Source organism: Nostoc sp. KVJ20, from assembly GCF_001712795.1.
Taxonomy (GTDB): domain Bacteria; phylum Cyanobacteriota; class Cyanobacteriia; order Cyanobacteriales; family Nostocaceae; genus Nostoc.
On record NZ_KV757545.1, the window covers coordinates 1 to 25,874 of the forward strand.

The window sequence follows — 25,874 nt, forward strand, 5'->3', positions numbered from 1 at the left end:
CATCGCAGTTACCCGCAATGCCCCTTCGGGCGGGTACTGGCATTTGACACTTGCCACGAGTTTTTCTGAGGAACTCACTCTCTACGTGCAACCGATAGTCGCACCCATCCCCGTGAGGGGAAGTTGACGAAAAAGGCTACTCTTCTAGAAGCCTTATCACAATTAAGCTTGAGAGGGGTCAATCTGAGGGGGTCGTTTTTCCAGGGAAATAGTTGATAAATTCTTTCAATAAAACTGATTCTGACACACCTCAAAGGCTTACTCAGCAAGCTATCTGAGGGGGTCAACGAAAGAATAAGGATTTCAGCCGTTGTCTGACCCCCTCAGATGCTTATCAATCAATGACTAATTTATAAGTTTGTCAAATGATTAAGAGTAGTTAGAAACACTAGCTTTAGAGTTAGGTTTATTAATTTTTCATGGTTCAGTAAATTTATTAATCAGTGTATAGAAATCTACTAAAAAAGTCAAGGTGAAGTATAAAGTATAAAATCACTCACTCCACCTAGTAGCTCATTTTAGTCATAGTCTAAAGTTGATTTCGCGCTTTGAGTTGCAGATATCGCTCAACCAACTGATCAGCAATTTGATTTGCTGGTGCATCTAGTACCAATACACCTTTTTGTTTCAGTTGAGCAAATGCTACTTGTCGTTGCATTAATAAATCTAATGCCACTGCACGTCCATAAGCACCTGGAACATCATCTGTGAAAGTGTGTGCTAAACGATCAACTTGCGGATCTCGCAGAGTTACGCAAAATGGCAGATAGCGGGGTGCTAGTTTCGAGAGTGCGGCTAGGAGTTCTGTAGAGGCAGTGACATCAACTAAATCGGTAATAACTACTACAAGCGCCCTCCGAGTTTGTCGCTGCAAAACATTTGTCACCGCCCCCAAATAATCAGATTCAAATAATACTGGTTGAATTGGAGTTAGCCGATCAATTAGCTGATTCAAATGATTTTGACCGCGTTCTGGGGGAATCCACGTATGCATCTGGCGGTCAAATACACCAACACCCACGCGATCGCCTCGATGTAAACCTGCCAAAGCTAAGGATAAAGTTGCATTCAAACCCCAATCAAATCGCTGCAAACTCTGCACTTTTGCCGTCATCAACCGTCCGCGATCGAGTAAAATCAGTAACGTTTGTTCCTGTTCTGGTTCTAGAACCCTCACCAGTGGCGTTGCATTACCATAAGCGCCAACCCGACGGGCGGTAGCTTTCCAATCGATAAACCGTAAATCGTCACCAGTACGATAGTTTCGCAATTCGGCAAACTCTGTACCAATACCAGTTTTGCGAGATTGGCGGATTGATCCCGATGATTGCACTGTCAGACGAATTGTGAGCGATCGCAATCCCACTAAATCAGGATAAACTTTCACTGGTAAACTTTGGGGAATTTGCCAATCATCCCAAGCTAATCCCCAAAGTCCCAACTGTCGGACTTGAATATTTCCCCAAGGAAACTCTCCCCGTTGCGTCGGGTGGACGGTATACGTTAATTCCTCAGTGCTGTTACTAGGAACAATGGCACTCAGTGCAGGTGCAGACACGCCAAATCCTGTTGGGTAATAGTCGCGGATTTCAATTTGGGCGTTAGTATTTTGTGATGTCACTTTTAGCACCACAGGATTATCCCGCCCAATGGATAATCGTGACGGTAATTCGCGGGTAATTTGCACACGAGAACGCCGCACCCGTAAACCATCTACAATCATCAATCCTAGAACGATGGCATCAAATAGCACAGTGATGGCGATCGTTGCTCTGATAGTGGGAAATAAGGATAAGATCGGGGCGTAGGCGTAGCCCGTTGTAGATATCGCTATACCCAAAACCAACAATAAATAAACTCGTCTGGAAGGAACCATTTTTTATAGCGAGAAGTTAGGAGTTAGATTTTAGGAGGCAGGGGGCAGAATTAACACACGTTTAAAAATGTGAAACTTAGGTTGTGGAGACTTTGTATCTCGCTGTACTCTACTCTGTTTCCTGTTCCCTTATTCAGTAAATTTCAATGTAACCGAAATAAGAAGACTTGCTAAGAGGTTGTTTCAAAAGTCTAAATTATTACTTGCCTTTGCGTCTAGAAGTCGCGGCTACACATACAAAACCCGCCGATGCGGGTTATAAGTCTGACTTTCTTAATTACGAATTACGAATTACGAAATGCATAATAGAACGAAATTATCGATTTAACTGAGGAAAATCTACAATTTATGAATAGCAAAACTAAATTATTGACTTTTGTCACAGTAACACTGGTAGTTTCTTCTTTGACTGTCAGCACAGTTGTAGCAAAGGCAAAACTAACCAACCAGTCAAAACTTTTTATCAATGGCATCGGCACAGTAAAAGTTGGCATGACTGTTTCCCAAGCAGCAAAGGCTGCTGGTACTAAGCTAGTGGGCGATCCACCAAATAACAATTGCTACTATGTTAAGCCACAAAATGAACCAAAAAATCTTTCGTTCATGGTGACACAAGGTCGCATTTCTAGAGTAGATATCCGGCAAAATACTCAGATTACTACCCTCAAAGGTGCAAAAATTGGCGACACTGAAGCACAAATCAAGTCCCTTTATCCAGGACAAATTGAAGTCACACCTCATAAATACGTCCAAGAGGGACATTACCTAACTTTCATCCCGAAAGACCGCACCGATCGCAACTATCGTGTAGTATTTGAGACTGATGGTAAGCTTGTCACTCAGTTCAGAGCGGGTAAATTGCCGGAAGTTGAATATGTTGAGGGCTGTTCTTAATTTTTGAGGCTGGGCATTACCCAGCCTACTAGACATCTCCAAAAATGATGTAGAGACAATACCCTGCGGGAAGCCGCTCCGCGTCTACATTAATTGTCTCTACCAAGAATTTCGAGCAACGCAGAATTAATTTTCACCAGATGTCTATTGGTTTAGTACTTCTTCAGACTTGATACCTGTGATATCTTCCAAGCTAGCTTCAGACTCTCCGCTTGTGACATCGATTTGAAGGTTATCGAAATTAGCGATCGCTTGTTGTAGTTTATCCACAACTTGATCTACAGAAATACTACCTAAGTCTCCAGAGGCACGGGTACGGATACTCAAGGTGTTGGTTTCCACTTCCTTAGCTCCCACCACTGCCATCACGGGTATTTTTTCTTTCTCTGCATTGCGAATCTGTTTACCCAAGCGATCGCCACTGGTATCAACTTCTGCACGGATGCCCAACACTCTCATCTTCGTCACCACATCTTTAGCAAAGTCTAGCTGTGTATCACCCACAGGTAGTAATCTCGCTTGCACTGGCGCTAACCACAAAGGAAAATCGCCCGCATATTCTTCAATTAAGATCCCAATCAACCTTTCCAGTGAACCAAAAGGCGCACGGTGAATCATCACTGGGCGTTTGCGAACACCATCTTCGGCAACGTACTCTAAATCAAAGCGTTCTGGCAAATTGTAATCTACCTGCACAGTTCCTAATTGCCACTCCCGATCTAGGGCATCACTAAAGATAAAGTCAAGTTTGGGCCCATAAAAAGCCGCTTCTCCAATCCCTTCAAAGTGTTCCATCCCCAAAGTTTCAACTGCACGGCGAATTGCACCTTCGGCTTTGTCCCAAACTTCATCGGAACCGATGTACTTATCACTAGCTGGATCGCGGAAACTGAGTCTAGCTTTAAAGTTCTTCAGTTGCAGACTATTGAACACCGACAAAATCAAATCCACCACATTGAGGAATTCACTATCTAGCTGTTCTGGGGTGACGAACAAGTGAGAATCATCCACAGTAAAACCTCGCACCCGCGTTAAACCGCCCAATTCCCCTGATTGTTCATAACGGTAAACAGTACCAAATTCTGCCAAGCGCATCGGCAGTTCTCGATAAGAGCGTAACTCACTCTTATATATTTGGATGTGAAAAGGGCAGTTCATCGGCTTCATAACGAAGCCCTGTTCCTGTGCGGCAGCTTCCTCGTTATCTGCCATTAAGGGGAACATATCTTCTTTATATTTTTGCCAATGTCCAGAGGTTTTAAATAAATCTACTCTGGCAATATGAGGCGTTACTACAGATAAATAACCGCGTTTTAACTGTTCTTGCTTGAGGAAGTCTTCTAAAGTACTCCGCAACAGAGTACCTTTAGGTGTCCACAAAGGTAAACCTGGCCCTACCAGATCGGAAAATATAAATAATCCCAGTTCCTTACCCAGTTTCCGGTGATCTCGTCGCAGCGCTTCTTCTTTGCGTCGCTTATATTCAGCGAGTTGTTCTGGACTTTCCCAAGCTGTGGCGTATATACGTTGTAATTGGGCTTTGGTTTCATCCCCACGCCAATAAGCGCCAGCAACGCTTTCTAGTTCAATTGCTTTCGGGTTTAATTCACTGGTATTTTCCACATGAGGCCCTGCACACAAATCCCACCATTCATTCCCCAGGTGGTAAATCGTGATTGGTTCGTTTTTGATATCTGCCAGGATTTCTAGCTTATAAGGTTCCTTAATTTCCTGAATCCGGCGTTCGGCTTCTTCTCGGCTGACTTCTTCCCGAATTACCGCCAGTTTGCGATTGATAATCTTTACCATCTCTTTCTTGATGGCTTTGAGATCGTTTTCGCTAAATGGTTCTGGACTGTCGAAGTCGTAGTAAAAACCATTTTCAATCCAAGGGCCGATTGTAACTTGTGCCTTGGGAAACAGCTTTTGTACTGCCATTGCCATAACATGGGAAGCAGTGTGGCGAATCTTTTTTAAGTTCTCCGATTCGCTGGTACGCGGTAAATAAATTTTTTCAACTTGTTCTGAGTGTTCTGACTGATTAGATGATTTTAGCGACATTGGCTGCTGAACCGTTGGCGAAGTGATTACAAAAGATTTATCTGAATCTGTAGGCTTATTCAACTATAACGACTTTGATTTTCGCCAGTTCAGCTTATCAAAAAAGAATTCTAAATTCAGAATTAATTGGAGTCCGACTAGCGGATAGCGCAGTTTCAGGAGGCAGGAGGATAAAGGCAGGAGGCAGGAGGTAACCCACCCTTAAAAGAGTGGGATTGAAGTAAGGACGTTTTATACCTCGCTGCAAGCAGTCTCAGTATAATTATTGCTTTGAACTGGGCTTTAGACCCAGAACTAAAGTTTTAATTGATACTTCTTACCTCCTGCCCTCTGCCTCCTGCCTTCTGCCTTTCTTCGGTAAACCCAGATTTCTCACAAGGGGAGACGCTACCGCAAACACCAACGGTATAGCAACGCTTAGAGAGAGTCCACGAGTGTTGAATTAAGGGGTTTAATACTCCCCGCTAAATACGCTTTCTCTTAGTGGTGATTTTAAGAGACGGGTTTAAATTCCCCACTATATTGATTATGACTTCTGGCTCCTGACTTCTGAATTCTTCTTCAATCAAGGATAAAGATAAATTTTTGATTTGTTACATGAGTGTCAAATTCAGGATTCCCCGCGATCGCCAAATTATCTGATGAATTGTAGCTCGGTGTCATATATACCTATAGACGCCTACCTAAAGGCACTGTACAATCCCGACATCAAGAATATATAATAAATTCTGTGTTCTTTGTTACATATTTTTCTATCCTCACATTATGAGAGAAATCGCAAAAGTGTTAAGAAACGTAAATAACGTTAATATTAGTAAGCAAGTTTGAAATATGCCTTTCATTTATGTCAGACTCAAATTTACCAGGGACTGAGTTGCTAAAAACAGTTTTAGAACCTCTGCTGGAAGATTTTCAGCATTGGTTTACGCGATCGCGCCATTTACTCGAAACTGAGCAACTATCATTTATGAGTCACCAAGAGCAATCTGACTTGCTCTTGCGAGTTAAGCAAGCGCAAGATGAACTAAATACGGCGAAGATGCTCTTTAATGCAACTGATAAACAAGTCGGGATTGATATGGCAACGTTAATGCCTTGGCATGAATTAGTCACAGAATGCTGGAATGTCGCAATGCGCTTTCGTCAAGGGCGTGAAGTCTAAGCAACTGGGAGCATCTTCTAAATTTTGACAGACAACTTACTAATGTCTAAGCAAAAGCAGAGGAAACGTCTATGCAAAATGGCAAATCAGTCGTTAAAGAGATAGTACAAAATTCTTAACAACTTCTTAACATTATTTGGATTAACAAAGTAATGTATCCTATGCTACCGTAAGTGGAATAACGGTTGACAAATAGCTCCATATAAATGTAAGCGCACAAAGAGTGTGTCAAATACTCGTCTTAACTGTGAGTCACAGTATCGGCGAACAAAGCGTTACAAAATAAAGTTTTAAAAATTGCTGCTCTGGAGGAAAATCCAATGTTACATCTGCTTTACATTCTTGCTTTTACAATCCTTGCATTTATAGCTGTTGGCAACTTAATTCGTAACCTGATCATGTTCAGTTTTGATCGGGAGCGAACTTACCCGACGAATTCCTCGCCAATGAATAATCAAGGCAGCTATGGTTATTATTCATCAAAAAAACAGTTTGCACCCCATCCAGAGTTATTAGATAGCGCAGGCAACTTTATTAAAGAGCCGCTTTTGGTAATGCGTTCGATTAACGTTGAAGATGCGCGTCAACATCTTGATGCCCTTTACGAAGCATCCCCAGGACATAAAAGTGAAAATTCAGAGGAAGCATAAAACTTAGCAGTTAGGGTGTAAATTATTGTTTTTTTGCATCCTTACCTCTTCCTTTAACAGAAATTTATTATAAGAAATATGCCGAAAACCTCGAAGTTAAGCATATTAATATCATGTCTGTATAATTAGTTGTGATTTTTACAGTCATTGCACCATTGCACCGGGTGAACGAAAAAAAGTGTGGGAGAGTAGTTAGCGGAGGAAGTACCCTAACATAGCTCTTGATGCCATTGAATCGCCAACACCACCCTATGCTGGGCAATTCTCTCTACTGTCCCATGAATATGTCCTTGTCTAATCATCGATGGTTTGATGTATGGCGAACCATGTGCCACTGGCTTGGGGAATACTGGCTTCTGGTTTAGCTGTTAAATTTTCTACGATTTTCATCAATCGTTTGGTTCTTCTGATGTCCCCTAATTGTCATCCTGACTGTGTGTTACACTAGCAATACTTATCTGTAGTGTGTACTCTGAATCAATGGCATATCAGCGAATTAACATCACACTCCCAGCCCAAACGCTCCAAGCAATTGATAAATTTGCACCCAAGGGCGATTCTCCAGAGGAGACGCTGCGCGAACGCAGTCGGTTTATTGATGCCGCAATCCAGGCTTACATCACCCAGATTCAAACAGAAAAACTTCGGCAACAGCTAAAAGAAGGGGCAATTCGTCGCGCTGGGCGCGATCGCCAGCTAACTGATGATTGGTTTGCCCTTGAGGAAGAAGCATGGCAGCAAAACGCAAACTAGCCGAACCTAAGCGGGGAGAGATTTATCTGGTTAGCTTTGATCCAACGCTTGGGGCTGAGATTCAAAAAACACGACCTGCCCTAGTTTTGCAAAATGATATTGCCAATGAACATAGTCCCATTACAGTTGTTGCTGCGATTACCTCGCAATTCGATCACCCCCTGTATCCCACTGAAGTACTAGTTCAGCCCCCAGAAGGTGGATTAACTATAGATTCAGTGGTTCTGCTCAACCAAATTCGCTCGATAGATAAACAGCGTTTGGTAAAATGCCTCGGCAAACTAACTGATGAAACAACAGCGTTGGTCAATCAGGCAATACAGATCAGTCTAGGATTGATTGAAATCTGAAGATAAAGAGCAAAAGATGTGGGCGATAACTAACGACGGTAATTGCTTGGTGTCATGCCTATATGTCGCTTAAAGGCGGCAGCACGTTTTGTGTCGGGAAAATCCCCGTTACAAAACATAATTGCGTTAGCGTAGCCGTAGCGAGTCAGCGTTCGCGTAGCGTCTCGTAGAGAAGCGGGGCGTTAGCAAGAGTGCGAATTGCGAATTGCGTTAGCGGAGCGGGGCGTTAGCAAGAGTGCGAATTGTTTTAATACACCAGGGACAGTTGAGTATCTGCTGGAGTGCTTGTTGCATGTCAGGTGTGCTTTGATTGAGAGTTTGATGAAAGCTTTGTGCAGATTTCCCCTCAATCAGCGATCGCAGTGGAAATGGGGCATTGTCCCAAGTCATCCCAAAAGACCGCAACCGTTCTAAATCTACGCTAATTCCCACACTCTTGATGGCTTAGATGCTCACCGTTTAGGAGGCATAGAAAAATATACGGATGTATATGCTAGTACTGCAAGGCGTAATTCGTAATTCGTAATTCGTAATTAATTGTTTGCAAGGGTTTCAGACATTTAAAATGGGTGGCTTATTTACGCCGTGCTGTACTAGCCTTATAAGCTTAAAACATCTTTTTCAAAGTGATGCTATATATATCAATACAGTTCAGATAAGCCCAAAACACTTGTAGAGACGGCGATTTATCGCGTCTTCAAAGACAAATTATCTACATCAGTAACCTTAACTGAACCGTATTGCTATATATATCACTAAAAAAGGTCAATTAGCTTTACGTAATTTGAGTTATTCAGGTTTACTCCAAGCTGTTGAACTCCATCGGACACAAGCATTATCTCTTACCCGAAGAGAGTTAAATCTTAAAAGTCCCACAGGTATTTTATATCTGTAGAAAATAGACATTCATCCATCAACTCAATCAATTTTTTAAGGGCTAGTTATGGAACGCTGCCAAGGAATTTGGGCAGAGTTACAATAATTAGCAATACTTCTCGGTTAAGCATTTTTAATTCGGAATCAGGTTTTGGGAAAAGGTCAAAGGATAAGGGTTAAAGGTTTTTCATTTCCCCTTTTCTCCTTAACCGAGAAATATTACAATAATTAGTTTTCCCCTCTTTTGGCGTTGTCGCATGAGCAGGGGAATATTAAAATAATTCGTAATTTGTAATTCGTAATTAACTTTTGTAAAGGACATTTTATCTACTTAACTGTCTTAACTGTCTTAACTGTCTACTTAACTGTCTTAAATGTCTTAACTGTCCACTTTTACTGTCTTAACTGTCTATTTTTACTGCCTTAACTGCTATTGCATTTTCTTGATAAAGCTGAGATTATTTGAGAGTAGAGACTAAAGGCGTTGCCATACTACTAGCTTTGTGTATTTTTAAGAAATCTAGTCGATTTAAAAAAAAATATCTTTGGTTATAAAAAATTACTAATTTCCTATAAATTGCCTAATTAAGGCAAAAATACGTTTAACATAGGTAGTTCAATAAATTTACCAACAAACATAGTTTATTCATCTATTGCATTGATTAATTAGAATTACGAATTATCCTATTTGGAGATTAAACTTTTGTGACAAACCAGGTATATAGCCAATCAGTGCTGACATTTGATGGCCAAGATGATTACATAGACTTTGGCAAAAATGATTTTTCTGGTGTTTTTGCTCAAGGAAGTTCGGCCTTTACAATTTCTGGATGGGTGAATCCTCATCAGCTAACAGATAAAGCCACTACATACGGCACGCGCAATGTTTTTTTTGCTCGTTCTTCAGATCGATATAGTGATAATTTTGAGTTCGGCATCAGTGAATCAGGGAACCTAGATATATTTATTGATGAGACTCTTGAGAAGAAAATTAAAACTTTTGGCAATGGAGAATTAACTATCGGACAATGGCACTTCTTTGCCATTGTTTTTAATAAAGGTCAACTGAGCATATATCTTGATGAGAATGAGTATTTTGGGTACTTTACAGGAGACTCTTTAAATAAAGCAACTAGTTCTGTAACACTGGGCGCGACTTTACACAACAATATATATTTCACAGGTCAATTAGCGAATATTAGCGTCTGGAATTATCCCTGTCCCCCAGCGGAAATTCAAAGGCATCGCGATCAGCCTTTAGTTGGGAATGAACAAGGATTAGTCGCTTACTGGAGATTAAACGAAGGACAAGGAAAAACTGTAAAAGACCAAACTGAAAATGGTCTTGATGGAAACTTGCGTGGCAATCCTAGTTGGGATTTAGCACAACTTCCATTTGGAATTACACAATCATCGAACGAGAGTGAGCCACAAGAACAGACAGCGAGTAGTTCCGAGGAGAGTAACCTTGCGGGAACTGTGGTGCTGGAGCCAGAAAGCCAATCTGTTGCAGAAGTTGTCTCCGTTGAAGTAATTGCTGTCAGTGAAACCGAGTTGCAGCAAGAGTCCGTTGAGGTTCCTCCAATTGTAGAAACTGGCATCCCAACCCAGACAACAACTGTGTTAGGGCCAGAGGAGCGTCACCCAAAGGCAAAAAAAGGGACAAAAAGACAGAGCGAAAAATCTGCAAACATTCAAACTCCCCAGCCAAAAGAGGAGAAAGCCGAAACAGTTCCAGTCGATATTCAACAGCAAACATTAACTCAGGAGCGATCGCCAAAAACTATGAATACGAAAGCTAATCCTAAATACAAAATACTCGCTATTGATGGCGGTGGTATTCGGGGCATTATCCCAGCCCTGCTACTAGCAGAAATTGAAAAGCGGGCACAAAAGCCGATTTTTAGTTTGTTCGATTTAATTTCTGGCACTTCCAGCGGCGGAATTCTGGCACTCGGATTAACCAAACCCCGATTAGATTTAGAAGCCACTGATAGCTCACCCACCGCCCAATACAGCGCCGAGGATCTAGTCCAAATATATCTTGAGTATGGGGCTGAGATATTTTACGAGCCATTCTGGGAACAAATACTCGGTCAACTAGAAGATATATTCGTCCAACCAAAATATTCTTCTGAGGGCAGAGAAGAAATTATCAGGCAATATTTTGGCGACACTCCTCTAGAAAATAATCTCAAAGAAGTTTTCGTAACTAGCTACGATATCGAGCAGCGAATTCCCATATTCTTTACTAATAAAATTGAAAAGCAACAGACAGAATCGAAAAGATTCCGCAAGTTATGCTCAGGTTTTACCCTCACAGATGCAGCATTGGCAACTAGTGCAACTCCGACTTATTTTGCTCCCTATCGCGTTGCCAGTTCTCATAATACCAACGGCTTCTATACTTTAGTTGATGGCGGAGTAGTCGCTAATAATCCAGCTAATTTGGCTATTTTAGAAGCGCAAATTAGTAGACAAGAAAATAAACAAGTTTTGAATACAGAGGATGTCTTGATAGTATCCTTGGGTACCGGTTCACTGACGAGTGTCTACCCTTATGACGAAGTGAAAAAATGGGGACTATTGCAATGGGCAAAACCGCTGTTAAATATTGTGCTTGACGGTGGCAGTGAAGTTGTAGCTGGAGAATTAGAAAGATTGTTTGAATCTAATAGTAAAGGTAGTAAAAGTTCTTATTATCGATTTCAAACATTCTTAAAAAGTGAACTTGAAGCAATAGATAATGCCAAGCCAGAAAATCTGAGGCAGTTACAAACTTTAGCTAATACACTGATTCAAGAAAAAAGTAAAGAAATCGATGAGTTGATTAGTATTTTATTAACCTAAATACAGCGGATTTCAAGTTAGTGAACTACACAAGCTAAGTCTCAAAGCCAGGTAGAAAGCCTGTTTTACTTCTGTTAGCGCAGCGGGGCGTAGCCTATTCTGGCTCCTGAATTCTGAATTCTGAATTCTGAATTCTGCTGTATGAGCTTTTCTTGATGTTAATGGAGTTGAGCCAGTAATTTTCAATAGGTCGAAATGGGGTCTTTAAGTAAGCCATCTTATCGGATCGTCGCCATTCTTGGGGAAGGAATTGGATCAGAAGTTGTGGAAGCTTCCTTAAAAATTCTGCAACACGTCGCTAAAATTGAAGGATTTACCTTACAGGTAGACTATGGCTGGCTCGGTGCAACTGCCTTTGAACAACTGGGTAGTTACTTCCCTCAAGCTACCGCCGAACTGTGCGATGGAGCCGATGGCATTGTATTTGGTGCAGTTACTCAAGGCGGACTACTAGAACTCCGAAAGCATTTCGACTTTTTTTGCAATCTTCGTCCGATCCGTAGCGTTAAAAGCCTCGTACATAAATCTAGTCTTCGACCAGAGAAAATTCAAGGAATTGATATTCTCATCGTTCGAGAACTGGTCAGTGGAATCTATTTTGGCCCGTCTGGACGTGGCTCAGATGATAAAGGAGATTATGGTTATCATACGATGCGCTATTTCGATGAAGAGATTCGTCGAATTGCTCGTAAGGCTCTAGAACAAGCCCAATACCGCCGAGGATTACTCACCGTAGCCCACAAAGAAAATGCCTTGCCTTATTTGCCCTGGACTCGTCTAGTGGAAGAAGAAGCCAAAGAGTTTCCTGGCGTTGTTATCGAACCAATGCTAGTGGATAACTTAGCTATGCAAATGGTTCTGAATCCCCAACGGTTTGATGTAATTTTAGCGGGCAATTTGTTTGGAGATATTCTTAGCGATATTGGTGGTGCATTAATTGGCTCAATTGGTTTATTAGGATCGGCGACTCTTAATGCTGATGGATTTGGTTTGTACGAAGCGATTCATGGTACAGCCCCAGACATTGCTGGGAAGGGAATTGCTAATCCCCTTGGCACCCTTGGAGCTTGTATTTTAATGCTTCAACAATGGGGGGAAGTGCGGGCTGCCCAACTAATTATTGCAGCGCAAGACCGGATTTTAGCTAAAGGATACCGAACAGCTGATTTATTTAGCCAAGGAGAAGAAATTTTAGTCAATACTGCAACCTTAGTTGACCTTTTGCTCGAAGAACTTTCAGTTGTGCAACATTCTCAATTAGGAGTGCTTCATGAGTCATGTAAATAACGTTTTGCACCTGGGAGATGATATCAATACCGATGATATTATTCCTGCCAATCGGGCGACAACAGATGACCCTGATTACTTAAAAAAGTATGCTTTAGAACATATTATTGGAGCAGGTGAACTGCTAAAATTCAATGTGATTGAAGCAGGAGAAAACTTTGGCTGTGGTTCCAGTCGAGAAGTTGCCCCCATTGCCTTGCAAGCTGCGGGAATTGAGAAAATTCGGGCGCGATCGTTCGCTGAAATTTTTTATCGTAATAGCATCAATATTGGACTAGCCTTAGAAATTCTGGGGGAGAAAGAGGAGAATCCTGTAGTTGATGCGATCGCACTAGCCGGTGGGTTAATGTCTTTTAATCAGCTGCGTCGTCAGGGTAAAATCACCATTCCTCGCAGCCTCACCCCACCACGCCCCATGACTTTAGTCGAAAAACTCTTAGCTAAAGCCTCTGGAAATTCCTACGTCCAGCCGGGAGAAGTGGTTTTTGCCCAAGTCGATTTAGCCTTATCCCATGATGCTGTAGCCGGGCCTGTGGCCAAGATATTTTATCAAGAGTATGGAGAAGGAGCAAAGTTATGGGACTCCCAAAAGGTAGTTTTGGTAGCCGATCACTTTATCCAAGTCAACGACATCCGGGCTGATCACAAAGCTCATGTCATGTATGACCAGATGATTCAGTTTGCTAAAGTCCAAGGATGCCACTTATTTGATATGGTTTCTCCTGGTGAAGCAGCGGGCATCTGTCACGTTTTACTCCCAGAAAAAGGGTTTGTCCGACCAGGAATGCTGATTGCCGGTACAGATTCCCATACCTGCACCTACGGGGCATTGGGAGCCTTTTCCACAGGAGTAGGAACCACCGATATGGCTAATATTTATGCCACAGGAGATATGTGGATTCGTGTTCCTCCAACCCTAGTATTTGAGTTGTCTGGAACCTTGTCTCCTAAAATCAGTGCCAAAGATATTATCCTATTTATCCTGGGAAAAATCGGCTGTGCTGGCGCTAGCGGTAAGGTAATAGAGTTTAGAGGGTCAATCCTTGCACAACTGCCCTTTGATGAAAGGTTAACTCTAGCCAATATGGCTGTAGAGTGTGGTGCAATATGTGGCTTGATTGTTCCTGATGAGGTGACACGTGAGTATGTAAAAAACCGATCTCCAGAAGAATTTGCAGAGATTATCGGCGATGCTGATGCTGAGTATGAAAAGGTTTATCAATTTGACCTTAGTGATTTAGAAGCACAAGTGGCACGTCCCCCAAAACCGGATCAAGTAGTTGCCATTAGTCAATTAGAAGATATTCCGATTACCAAAGCTTTTATTGGCTCTTGTACTGGGGGTAAACTCTACGATTTAGCTCAAGCAGCCGAAGTTTTGCACGGTCGCCAACTGGCAGACGGTGTAAACTTGTTTATTGTACCTGCAACCATTGAAATTCGAGAACAAGCCCAAGAGTTAGGTTATCTCGATATTTTTGAACAAGCAGGAGCACAAATTCTCAAGACAGGTTGTGGGGCTTGTATCAATTCTGGACTTGGGGTTTTGGCAAAAGAAGAAGCAGGGATTTATGCAACCAATCGCAATTTTAAAGGACGTAGCGGCGATCCAACGGGCAAAAATTATTTAGCCTCACCAAGAACAGTGGCTATCTCTGCTGTAAATGGGAAAATTAGCGATCGCTTTGATTGAACTGGGGATGGGAGGAATGCGATTGTGTGAGATGGGTAAGCAGGGGCTACCGTGTACACACAAGTCTTTTTCACCCCCTCTAACTCCCCCTTGGTAAGGGGGAGAACCGGATATTTCCCTGCTTTGTAAGGGGAAGAACCGGATATTTCCCTGCTTTGTAAGGGGGGGGATTAAGGGGGGTAAATCCAGAGATTGGGGATTGAAACCTCAATTAAATCGAATTATCAGAGCGTGTTTTAACCAAGAAAAAAAGGATTTTAGGTAATTACAATGGACGAAATCGTTAAAAAACTTGCTGGTCTGGGTCTTCCTGGCATCATTATCGTGATTTTAGCAGTCACATCAGCAGGTAGTAATGCTGCTATTGTTGCTGCCCTCACAGCCTTGGGAGGGCCCTTCGGTATTGTCGGAGGTATAGGTATACTTGGTCTAATAACGGTTGTAGGGGATACTGTCGCGGGATATGGAATTGAAGCTGTTCTCAAGGCCGTCTATACAGAACGTAGTAAAACAGAATCAGTAAGATATCTCCTCAAAGAAATTAAAGATTTACCCATTTCAGATGAGCTAAAACTCAAACTGAGAAATGAACTGAGTCCAGAAGTTATTATTGATACTGAAGAGATTCAGCCACCAAAAACAATTGAAATTGTCGAGGAATAATTTCACTATTACATTCGGTGACATTTTAAATCAAATAGCACTAATACTATTTTGGATTTTAGATTGGGATTTGGGAGTCTGAAAAGCTGACTGTATTTTGCTTTAAGACATTTATCCAGTCGTATTCTATTTTCCGATTGGTGTCAGTAAAGCGATCGCAGCAATTTGCTGTGAGCAAATAAAATGGCCTCTGAGTCTGATTTCATCGGATTAAAGCCTCAAAGGCCTATTCTTTTAAAGATTCGTGCAAGATATCTGCTAATACTGTTTCGTTAAGAAAAGAGACGCGATCAATCGCCGTCTCTACAATAATCAGTCTTTCATCTTGATGGCAAAAAACCTTAACCAAACCGGATTGAGATATCTATTATCTAAGAGGATAGAGGAGTTTTTAAACATCCTCCAACACAAGCCGAAAAACGGTCTACCTATTTTCAAAAAAATAGCTATAGAGCCGGGTAAAGGATATATTCAAAAGCTATAACTTTACTAAAACTTTTAACCTTTATACTAAATTTATTGATTATGGAAGAAATTATCATTAACTCTACTCAGTATGTTGATAATGTTTGTGCTTTAACTGAGCAGGAACGACATAAAGTATTAGTTGAATGGAATGATACAACGGTAGATTATCCCAAACATCTATGCATACATCAGTTATTTGAAACACAAGTAGAAAAAACTCCAGATAATATTTCTGTCGTCTTTAATAAAGAACAACTAACCTACCAAGAGTTGAACCACCGAGCCAATCAATTAGCACATTATTTGCGAATTCTAGGAGTAGATACAGAAGTTCTAGTAGGCATTTGCGTTGAGCGCTCCTGGGAAATGGTAGTGGGTAGTTTGGGTATCCTCAAAGCGGGTGGAGCTTATGTGCCGTTAGATCCAACGTATCCCAAAGAGCGTCTAGCGTTCATGCTCTCAGATTCACAAGTACAAGTGCTGCTAACTCAACAAAAGTTTGTTGAAGAATTTTCTGAAAGCGGAGTGAAAACAGTTTGTCTGGATAAGGATTGGGAATCGATTGATCGCCAGAGCCAAGATAATCCTACTAGCGATGTGACGGCTGAAAATTTAGCTTACGTTATTTATACATCCGGTTCTACAGGAACACCAAAGGGAGTCGCCATAACGCATCGGGCTGTCAATAGGCTAGTGTGCAATACTAATTACGTGCAGTTAGAACCAAGCGATCGCATGGCTCAAGCCTCAAATACTTCATTTGATGCAGCCACTTTCGAGATTTGGGGATCTCTCCTGCATGGGGCTACCTTGGTAGTAATTCCTCAGAATATTGTGCTTTCACCACAGCATTTTGCAGCCTACATACGCGAGGAAGGAATTAGTGTATTATTTTTGACTACTGCCTTATTTAATCATTTAGCTAACGTTGTTCCCCAGGCATTTAAAGACCTGCGACACTTGCTATTTGGTGGCGAGGCTGTAGATCCAAAGTCAGTCAAAGCAGTTCTGAGGAATGGAGCGCCACAGCGATTGCTGCACGTTTACGGCCCTACTGAAAGTACAACATTTGCTTGTTGGTATCTGGTGCAGGATGTACCAGAAGGGGCAAAAAATCTACCGATTGGTCGCCCGATCTCCAATACACAAATATATATACTGAACTCCAAACTTCAACCAGTTCCTATTGGTACTCCTGGTGAATTATATATTGGTGGCGACGGTTCGGCACGAGGCTACCTGAATCGCCCAGAGTTAACCGAGGAAAAATTTATCCCCAGTCCTTTTGAGGAGGCAGGAGGTAGGAGACTTTACAAAACTGGCGACTTAGCCCGTTTCTTACCAGACGGAAATATTGAGTTTTTGGGCCGAGTCGATAATCAGGTAAAAATTCGCGGTTTCCGCATTGAACTTGGAGAAATTGAGGCGCTTTTGACTCAACATTCGGATGTACAGCAGGCAGTAGTAATCGCCCGTGAAGACATCCCCGGTGATAAGCGCCTTGTTGCCTATGTTGTCCTTAACCAAAAACTTGATAGTGCCAGTACTTTAAAACACTTTCTCCAGGAAAAGCTGCCCCATTACATGGTGCCAGCAGTCTTTGTCATCTTAGACTCGTTGCCCCTTACACCCAATGGTAAAGTGGATCGTCGAAATCTTCCAGGTTGCGATCGCACACGCCCCGCTCTCGAAGAAACTTTTGTCGCACCTCGTAGCCCAATTGAGAAGACTTTAGCAGTCATCTGGGCTGAGTTACTGGCACTTGAGGAGATTGGAGTCAATGACAATTTTTTCCAGTTGGGTGGTCATTCCCTAATTGCAACTCAGATCCTTTCCCGCGTGCGCGAAGTTTTCCAAGTCGAGTTGTCTTTTCATCACATCTTTGAAAACCCCAGTATCGCAGGTTTAGCTCAACTAATCGAACAGCATAGTCAGTTAGAACAGCCGTTGCAGCGTCCCGTCATCCAACGAATTGAGCGTGAGGGACTCTTACCAGTTTCCTTTGCCCAAGAGCGAGTGTACTTTATTCAGCAATTGGCTCCTGAAAGTAGTGCCTACCAATTTCAGGCAACTATGCGATTTAAAGGTCAGCTAAATGTGGCGGTATTACAACAATGCCTCAACGAGATTGTGCGGCGTCATGAAATCTTTCGCACGACTTATCCGGCGGTGAATGGACGGCTATTTCAGATAATTCACCCAGCGTCACCAATCAGCTTTAGAGTTATTGACCTCCAGACATTTCCTGAATCTGAGCGGGAAGCAGAAGTTCAGCGCCTAGTTGAGGCAGAAGTGCAAAAGCCGTTTGACCTGAATCAACTACCACTAGTTAAATGGGTTTTGCTGAGATTGAGCGACCAAGAACATCTATTGCTCCACATCGAGCATCACATAACTCATGATGGTTGGTCATTTAATGTATTTCTGGGTGAGTTGCTTGAACTTTATCAAGCCTTCTGTTTGGGTAATCCTTCCCCGTTAACTGAGCCAATCCTCCAGTTTGTAGATTTTGCCCATTGGCAGCGACAGTGGGTCAAAAGCCAAAAAGCCCAAACCCAATTAACTTATTGGCAGCAGCAATTATCCGGTAGTTCACCGTTATTGGAATTACCATTAGATCGCCCGCGACCACCAGAGCAAACTTACAATGGCGATCAAATTAGGGTGGAACTTCCCATCAACTTGTGCGAATCTCTGCGAGTTCTGAGTCGTCAAGAGGGTGTCACCTTATTTATGACGATGCTGGGAGCTTTTTTGGTAATTTTGCACCGATACACTGGGCAGAACGACCTAAGCGTAGGAACTGCTGTTGCCAATCGGCGGATGCACGAGGTAGAAAAGTTAATTGGCATGATTGTCAATAACCTGGTTCTACGCACTGATTTGTCTGGCAATCCCACATTTCGGGAATTACTCGACCGAGTGCGTCAAGTCACACTGGAAGCATATAACAACGAAGATTTACCTTTTGATAAGGTGGTGGAAGTTCTCAAACCAATACGGAATTTAAGCCACAATCCTCTATTTCAAGTGATGTTCAGCTTCCACGATTCTCCTATGCCGGATTTGAGTCTTCCTGGTTTGGACATTAGCTTGCATGAACCTATCAGCAATAAATCAGCAAAGTTTGATCTGGATTTCCTGGTTATACCGCGTTCTGAGCAACGCGTGCAGAACGGTTCTAAAACGGGAGCGAAGGGAATCACGTTAGTTTTAGAATACAACAGCGATCTATTTGATGCTGCCACAATCCAACGAATGCTAGAGCAGTATCAAACTTTACTAGAGGGGATTGTTGCTAACCCAGAGCAGCGAGTTTCGGAATTACCACTGCTAACGGAGACTCAGCAGCAATTATTGGTGGAGTGGAATCAGACTCAGAAAGAGTACACCTTTAATCAGGGTATTCATGAGTTATTTGCAGCTCAGGTGGAGTTAACTCCCGATGCTGTAGCTATTCAACAAGAAGGTGAACATTTAACTTACCGTGAATTGAGCGATCGCACCAATCAACTTGCACACTATCTACAAACTTTGGGAGTCAAACCAGAAACCTTGGTGGGTATCTGCATTGAGCGTTCTCTAGAAATGATTATCGGCTTACTCGGCATTCTCAAAGCGGGGGGTGCATACATTCCCCTTGACCCTAGCTATCCCCAAGAGCGACTGGCTGATATTCTCGAAGATACGCAACTGAGTATTCTGCTGACTCAAGAAAGATTTAAAGAAAAACTACCAGATTATGCCGGGAAAACCATCTGTTTAGATACAGACTGGGAAAGAATTACTCAACACAGTACAACCAACCCGATTAGCGAAGTTCAACCTCATAACCTCGCCTACATTATTTACACCTCTGGTTCTACGGGTAAACCTAAAGGAGTGATGATTGAACAGCGATCGCTAATGAATTTTGTTATCAGTGCTATTCATGAATATGGAATTAATGCAACTGATAATATTCTGCAATTTGCATCTATCTGTTTTGATACATCTATTGAAGAAATATTACCTTGTCTTTTAGTCGGCGCAACATTAGTACTGCGAACCGAAGAAATGCTGCACTCCAGCGATGAATTTTGGCGGTGTTGCCGAGAATGGCAGTTAACTGTTTTGGATCTTCCCACAGCGTACTGGCATCAATTAGTAGCGGAACTTACCTCTGAAGATTCCCGAATTCCCGAAAGTCTGAGAATGGTGATTATTGGCGGAGAAGAAGCTCAACTCGAAAAAGTGAAGCACTGGCACAGTAGTGTTGCTCACCTCTGCAATCCACCCCAATTACTTAATAGTTACGGGCCAACGGAAGCAACGGTTATAACCACTTTATACCAATTATGTATGAAGAGACACATAATAATACCCCCCTTGGCAAGGGGAGACGGCGATAGCCGGGGGGTGAATTATATGCAGCTTCACAAAAAAATGGTGTTAGATCGCTTAACCTCAACTAACTCAGTTTCAATTGGACGACCGATTAGCAATGCTCAAGTTTATATTCTGGATCAATATCTGCAACCAGTACCAATAGGAGTTCCCGGAGAATTGCACATTGGCGGAGCCGGATTAGCTAGAGGATATTGGCAACGCCCTGAACTTACGGCGGAGAAATTTATCGAGAATCCATTTCACAATCCAAAATCCAAAATCCAAAATCCAAAATTATATAAAACGGGGGATTTAGCACGTTTTCGCGCCGATGGCAACCTAGAATATCTCGGACGAGTTGACAATCAGGTGAAGATTCGCGGCTTCCGCATTGAGTTGGGAGAAATCGAAACGGTGCTGAGACAACACCCACAGGTATTTCAAGCTGTAGTCATTGCTCGTGAAGATATCCCTGGACAAAAGCGACTCGTGGCTTATGTTGTTCCGCACCAGCCGCAACCAACCACTGATGAAAAACTCCATCCCCTTGTGGATGGAGTTTTTGGGCATGGGGAATGGGGCATGGGGCATGGGGAAGAGTCACCAATGCCCAATGCCCAATGCCCCAAGTCGGTGGGCGGCTATCCCTCTCCACCCACAAGTGGATGGAGTTTCCCACCGACTTTCAATGAACTGCGCCATTTCCTGAAACAGAAGTTGCCTAATTATATGGTGCCCTCAGCGATCGCACTTTTGAAAGCCCTACCAATGACACCGAACCAGAAGGTAGATTACCGCGCCCTCCCAGCTACCGAACTTTCACTGAGTGTAGAAGATAATTTTGTTGCACCGCAAACTCCTACAGAAGAGAAATTAGCGGCGATTTGGTCGGAAATTTTAAGGCTAAAACAAGTCGGCATCCACGATAACTTCTTTGAATTGGGCGGCGACTCCATCCTCAGTATTCAGGTAATTTCAAGAGCCAATCAGGCGGGTATCCAAATTGCCCCTAAACAGCTATTTCAGTACCAAACAATTGCTGAGTTAGCTGCTGTGGCAGGAATTGCTCGCTCTGTCAAAGCCGAACAAGGGTTAGTGACAGGTACAGTAGCGCTGACACCTATCCAACACTGGTTTTTCGAGCAAAAATTGCCCGAACCTGATTACTTTAACCAGTCAGCCATGCTAAAAGTGCCGCCAGACTTGCAGCCAGAGCTATTGCAGCGAGTCGTGCAACAATTGTTGATGCATCACGATGTTTTGCGTTCGCAGTTTATACAAGAAGGTGAAAACTGGCAGCAGATTAACGCCCCTACCCAGGAAGTTGTGCCATTTAGCGTTATCAATTTGTCGCACCTGTCGCCAGAAGAACAACAAATAGTAATAAAAGCGACGGATGCTGAACTCCAGGCTAGCTTGAATCTATCAACTGGAGCGATCGCACAAGTGACGTTATTTAGATTAGGCAACGATAAACCCGGCAGATTACTGTTCATCATCCATCACTTAGTAGTAGATGGCATTTCATGGCGGATTTTGCTCGAAGATTTGGCTACAGCTTACCAGCAAATTAGCCGTGGCGAAGCTATTAAATTACCACCGAAGACAACATCCTTTCAATATTGGAGCGATCGCCTAACAGAATACGCCAAATCATCAAATGAGTTGAATTACTGGCTAAGTGAGTCTAGTTTGAAAGTTACCGCCTTACCAGTAGATTATCCTTCAAGTAAAGAGGATAACACCTTAGCCTCAACCGCTTCTGTGTCACTTTCCTTAACTGAAGAACAAACCCGCGCCCTCTTGCAGGATGTACCCTCTGCCTACAACACTCAAATTAATGATGTACTGTTGACTGCCCTAGTGCAAAGCTTTGCCCAATGGACGGGAGAACGTTCTTTACTCGTTGATTTAGAGGGACATGGACGAGAAGACTTGTTTGAGGATGTGGATTTGTCGCGGACAGTAGGCTGGTTTACTACCTTATTCCCCGTTCATTTACAGCTAGAAGAAGTTGATCCTTTAGAAGAGGCTTTAAAGTCAGTCAAAGAACAACTACGGCGCATCCCCAACCGGGGTATCGGCTATGGCGTGTTGCGATATTTGCACCCGGATGAGAAAATACGCACGAAATTACAGGATTTACCCCAAGCACAAGTGAGTTTTAACTACCTTGGTCAATTCGATCAGGTGCTTAAGGCATCTGCTGTATTGGGTTTGGCTGAAGAATTCAAAGCTGAACAGAGTTTAGTTAATCAGCGCCGCCACCTATTAGGAGTAAGCGGATTTATTCGTGCAGAAAGGCTGGAAATGACTTGGAATTACAGCGAGAAAATTCATAAACGAGACACCATCGAGGGTTTGGCCTTTGGGTTCATAGAGGCATTGCGATCGCTCATTACCCACTGTCAATCCCCTGGTGCGATCGGTCATACACCTTCAGACTTCTCAGCAGCCAGACTCAGCCAAAAACAGCTTGACAAATTCCTAGGCAAAATTAAAACGAAGTAGTCATTGGTCATTCTCCCCAATCCCCAGTCCCCAATCCCTAATCCCCAATCCCCAATCCCCAATCCCCAATCTCATGAACAATATCGAAGACCTTTATGAACTTTCACCCATGCAGCAAGGGATGCTGTTTCATACCCTTTATGCGCCAGAGTCGGAGGTTTATTTTGAGCAGTTGCTTTGCACCCTCTCTGGAGAATTAAATTTTTCTGCTTTTGTGCAAGCTTGGCAGCTGGTTGTGGCGCGACATTCAGCTTTACGCAGTTCCTTTTATTGGGAAGAGATAGAAAAGCCTTTGCAAATGGTAAGTAAGCAAGTGGATCTCCCGTGGGAAAAGCTGGACTGGCGGCATTTAACAGCTGATGAACAACAACAGCAGCTAGGGGATTTTTTGAAATGCGATCGCCAAAAAAGATTTGATCTAGCTCAAGCTCCTCTAATGCGTTTCACTGTCATCCAGCTAGGAGAGCAAACTTACCAATTTATTTGGAGCCATCATCATATCCTCTTTGATGGCTGGTCGATGCAGATTGTTCTCAAAGAAGTTTTAGCTTTTTATGAGGCTAATCAGCGAGGTGAACATTTACGCCTCCAACCTGTTCGCCCCTATCGAGAATATATTCAATGGTTACAGCAACAGGATATTGATCAAGCTAAGAATTTTTGGCAAAAAACTCTCCGAGGATTTGCAACTCCTACTTTTTTAATAGGGAACAGAGAACAAGAACAAAGAATATATAATGAGCAACCGTTTCAATTATCTAAAACGGTAACTGAAAAACTGCAATATGTGGCGCGACAGCACCATCTAACTTTGAATAATTTGGTGCAGGGAGCATGGGCATTACTAATTTCCCGCTACAGTGGGGAAAATGATGTCGTATTTGGTGCAACTGTATCCGGTCGTCCATCAACACTGGTAGGAGTGGATTCGATGGTGGGGCTATTAATAAATACCCTACCCATACGGGTACAAATTAGTGGGAAAACAGAGTTATTACCCTGGCTCAAGCATTTACAAAGCCAGACATTTGAGCAGGAACAGTATGCTTATTATTCCCTGGCAGAAATTCAACAAATGAGTGATATTCCTCCAGGTATACCACTATTTGAAAGCATTTTAGTATTTGAAAATTATCCGATAGATGGGGCTAAACAGGAAACCAAGAAAACTTTAGAAGTTAGTCATGTTAGTTGTTTTGAACGCACGAATTATCCTCTGACTGTAGTGATTAATCCTGCTTCACAATTATCTGGCAGGATTGTTTATGATACCAGTCGCTTTGAGGAACAGGCAATTGTCTGCATAATTGAAATTTTCCAAACATTGCTCACAGGAATAGCAACTAATCTACAACAATATATTTCTCAATTATCTCTACTCAGTGCAGATGAAGAAGAAAATTTAATTCTGCTAGAAAATCAACAAACAACAAATTATATTAATTACAAATGTATTCATATTTTTTTTGAAGAACAGGTAGAAAACAGCCCAAATGCATTAGCAATTGTATATAAACAACAATATTTAACTTATCGGGAGTTGAATAACCGCGCTAATCAATTAGCTCATTATTTACAAGCGTTGGGAGTTAAACCCGAAGTGCGGGTGGGAATTTGTGTCGAGCGATCGCTAGAAATGGTAATAGGAATACTGGCTATCCTCAAAGCTGGTGGGGCATACATTCCGCTAGATCCTGCTTATCCTCCAGAAAGATTGGCGTTCATGATAGAAGATGTACAGACAAAGATTTTACTAACGCAAAATAATTTAAAAAATAGACTGCCACTCCAGAATCAAACTGTGGTGAATCTTGACTCAGATTGGGAAATTATTGCCCAATACAGTGAAAACAATTTGCTCAGTGAAGTTAATCCAGAAAACTTAGCTTATATCATCTATACTTCTGGTTCGACGGGAACACCAAAGGGAACGGAAGTTACCCATCGCAGCATTATTGGTTTTATGTTTGGGGTTGATTATATTCACCTTGATGCAGAACAAATCTGGCTACAACATTCATCGATTTCTTGGGATGCACTAACCCTAGAACTTTGGCCGCCCTTGCTTTACGGTGGGTGTTGTGTGCTTTACCCAGAAAGAATTCCCACACCTGAAAATTTAAGCCGCATCATCCAAGAACAAAGGGTTAACACCCTGTTTCTGACTACTGCGTTATTCAATCTCATGATTGATAAAATGCCACAAGGTTTGTCAGACATAAAACAACTGCTATTTGGGGGAGAGTCTGTTTCTGTACCTCATGTTCGTCGCGCTTTAGAATTATTGCCGAGAACGCAATTAATTCATGCTTATGGCCCTTCCGAATGTACAGTTTTTACTTGTTGTTACCCGATTCCCAAACAACTTGCTGAAAATGTTCATTCAATTCCCATTGGAAAACCCATCGGCGATAGGACAGTTTACATACTAGATGATGATTTACACAGAGTTCCAATTGGTGTTTCTGGGGAACTTTATGTGTGTGGGGCGAGTGTTGCGAGAGGTTACTTAAATCAACCAAGATTAACCAGTGAAAAATTTATTTGTAATCCTTTTATTGAAGGAGATAAACTCTACAAAACTGGAGATTTAGCACGCCGTCTCCCTGATGGAAATATAGAATTTATCGGTCGAATTGATACACAAATAAAAATTCGCGGATTTCGGATTGAATTAGCAGAAATTGAAGCAATTTTAATTCAACATTCTGACATCAAGCAAGTTGTAGTTATGGTGCGGGAAGATGAACCTGGGAACAAGTATTTAGTGGCTTATCTAGTTACTAAGGATAATCAACCAACACCTAGCACCGTGCGAAATTTCCTCAAGAAAAAGCTGCCTGATTACATGATTCCTGCTATTTTCTTCTTTCTAGAGGCATTCCCTCTCACACCTAATGGTAAAATCAATCGCCGTGCTTTGCCCGCTCCAGATATTTCCCAAAGAAATTTAGAAGTTGATTTTGTTGCTCCTCGCACGCCAACGGAACAAGAATTAGCCACGATTTGGGCTGAAGTTCTCAAAGTCAAACAGGTGGGAATTCACGATAATTTTTTTGAGTTAGGGGGACATTCTTTACTCGCTACTCAAGTTATTTCTCGTTTAAGAGAAGCCTTTTCTCTAGATTTTTCTCTCCGTTATCTGTTTGAAAATCCGACTATTGCTGAACTTGCACAAAAAGTTAGTGAACAACAAATTGAACAAGCAGAAAATGATGATTTAGCACAGATTTTAAGGGAAGTTGATCAGTTGTCAGAGGAAGAGGTGACACAACAATTGCTTTTGTGAGTAAAAGTTTGTAGAGTTTTTAAACGCAAAGGAACGCAGAGTAATCGCAAAGGTACGCGGAGTTTTTTAGAGAGGGGTTGTTATGAATTGAGTCTTTTTGAGTCGATTAAAAAAAGTGATTTC

16 protein-coding genes are annotated in these 25,874 nt (G+C 42.2%); 12 read left to right on the forward strand and 4 right to left on the reverse strand.

The genetic code is table 11. From position 1 onward, the window contains the following. Window positions 1-529 precede the first annotated feature (529 nt). Window positions 530-1,876: a DUF58 domain-containing protein gene (locus A4S05_RS01990; RefSeq protein WP_069068148.1), complete on the reverse strand. Its 1,347-nt coding sequence runs from the start codon at window positions 1,874-1,876 to the stop codon at window positions 530-532. Window positions 1,877-2,224: 348 nt separating this feature from the next. On the opposite strand from A4S05_RS01990, the gene A4S05_RS01995 reads away from it, so the two are divergent. Then, the gene (locus tag A4S05_RS01995; protein WP_069068149.1) at window positions 2,225-2,770 is read left to right on the forward strand and encodes a hypothetical protein; all 546 of its coding nucleotides are present in this window, start codon (window positions 2,225-2,227) and stop codon (window positions 2,768-2,770) included. Window positions 2,771-2,914: 144 nt separating this feature from the next. Here the strand turns inward: A4S05_RS01995 and thrS are convergent, their stop codons facing one another. Further along, on the reverse strand, window positions 2,915-4,831 hold the full coding sequence (thrS, locus tag A4S05_RS02000; protein ID WP_256090787.1) for a threonine--tRNA ligase: 1,917 nt from the start codon (window positions 4,829-4,831) through the stop codon (window positions 2,915-2,917). Between the two features lie 844 nt (window positions 4,832-5,675). Here thrS and A4S05_RS02005 point away from each other — a divergent pair. Both A4S05_RS02005 and A4S05_RS02010 read left to right on the forward strand, forming a co-directional pair. After that, window positions 5,676-5,993, forward strand: a complete 318-nt coding sequence (locus tag A4S05_RS02005) for a DUF2605 domain-containing protein (RefSeq protein ID WP_069068150.1) — start codon at window positions 5,676-5,678, stop codon at window positions 5,991-5,993. Window positions 5,994-6,313: 320 nt separating this feature from the next. Further along, complete coding sequence (locus A4S05_RS02010; RefSeq protein WP_069068151.1) at window positions 6,314-6,643, forward strand: DUF2973 domain-containing protein; 330 nt, start codon at window positions 6,314-6,316, stop codon at window positions 6,641-6,643. A 294-nt stretch (window positions 6,644-6,937) separates the two neighbouring features. Here A4S05_RS02010 and A4S05_RS44130 read toward each other — a convergent pair whose 3' ends face one another. Next, entirely contained in the window at window positions 6,938-7,033 is a 96-nt protein-coding gene (locus tag A4S05_RS44130) for a hypothetical protein (protein ID WP_084226946.1), read from the reverse strand. 90 nt (window positions 7,034-7,123) lie between these two features. Here A4S05_RS44130 and A4S05_RS02015 point away from each other — a divergent pair, with 90 nt between their 5' ends. Both A4S05_RS02015 and A4S05_RS02020 read left to right on the forward strand, forming a co-directional pair. Next, window positions 7,124-7,396 (forward strand): hypothetical protein, encoded by a 273-nt coding sequence (locus A4S05_RS02015; protein WP_069068152.1) that lies wholly within the window; start codon window positions 7,124-7,126, stop codon window positions 7,394-7,396. Next, window positions 7,375-7,746 (forward strand): type II toxin-antitoxin system PemK/MazF family toxin, encoded by a 372-nt coding sequence (locus tag A4S05_RS02020; RefSeq protein WP_069068153.1) that lies wholly within the window; start codon window positions 7,375-7,377, stop codon window positions 7,744-7,746. Before A4S05_RS02015 ends, A4S05_RS02020 begins: the two co-directional genes overlap by 22 nt. A 210-nt stretch (window positions 7,747-7,956) precedes the next feature. Here A4S05_RS02020 and A4S05_RS02025 read toward each other — a convergent pair whose 3' ends face one another. Then, window positions 7,957-8,178, reverse strand: a complete 222-nt coding sequence (locus A4S05_RS02025; RefSeq protein ID WP_069068154.1) for a hypothetical protein — start codon at window positions 8,176-8,178, stop codon at window positions 7,957-7,959. Between the two features lie 319 nt (window positions 8,179-8,497). Between A4S05_RS02025 and A4S05_RS42920 the strand changes: the two genes are divergently transcribed. From A4S05_RS42920 to A4S05_RS02055, 7 genes are all read left to right on the forward strand, one after another. After that, window positions 8,498-8,641 carry a DUF6014 family protein gene (locus tag A4S05_RS42920; RefSeq protein ID WP_256090788.1) on the forward strand — a complete coding sequence of 48 codons (144 nt, stop codon included), beginning with the start codon at window positions 8,498-8,500 and terminating at the stop codon, window positions 8,639-8,641. Window positions 8,642-9,327: 686 nt separating this feature from the next. Continuing rightward, window positions 9,328-11,472 carry a patatin-like phospholipase family protein gene (locus A4S05_RS02030; RefSeq protein ID WP_069068155.1) on the forward strand — a complete coding sequence of 715 codons (2,145 nt, stop codon included), beginning with the start codon at window positions 9,328-9,330 and terminating at the stop codon, window positions 11,470-11,472. A 195-nt stretch (window positions 11,473-11,667) separates the two neighbouring features. Further along, window positions 11,668-12,759, forward strand: coding sequence for an isocitrate/isopropylmalate dehydrogenase family protein (locus A4S05_RS02035; RefSeq protein ID WP_069068156.1), 1,092 nt, complete (start codon window positions 11,668-11,670; stop codon window positions 12,757-12,759). Next, window positions 12,743-14,452 (forward strand): aconitase/3-isopropylmalate dehydratase large subunit family protein, encoded by a 1,710-nt coding sequence (locus tag A4S05_RS02040; protein ID WP_069068157.1) that lies wholly within the window; start codon window positions 12,743-12,745, stop codon window positions 14,450-14,452. The genes A4S05_RS02035 and A4S05_RS02040 overlap by 17 nt, the downstream gene beginning before the upstream one ends. A gap of 270 nt (window positions 14,453-14,722) precedes the next feature. Continuing rightward, window positions 14,723-15,115: a hypothetical protein gene (locus tag A4S05_RS02045; RefSeq protein WP_069068158.1), complete on the forward strand. Its 393-nt coding sequence runs from the start codon at window positions 14,723-14,725 to the stop codon at window positions 15,113-15,115. Window positions 15,116-15,640: 525 nt separating this feature from the next. Further along, on the forward strand, window positions 15,641-22,462 hold the full coding sequence (locus A4S05_RS42930; protein ID WP_141699623.1) for a non-ribosomal peptide synthetase: 6,822 nt from the start codon (window positions 15,641-15,643) through the stop codon (window positions 22,460-22,462). 73 nt (window positions 22,463-22,535) lie between these two features. Next, a complete protein-coding gene (locus tag A4S05_RS02055; protein ID WP_069068159.1) occupies window positions 22,536-25,751 on the forward strand; it encodes a non-ribosomal peptide synthetase in 3,216 nt (1,071 codons plus the stop codon). Window positions 25,752-25,874 lie beyond the last annotated feature (123 nt).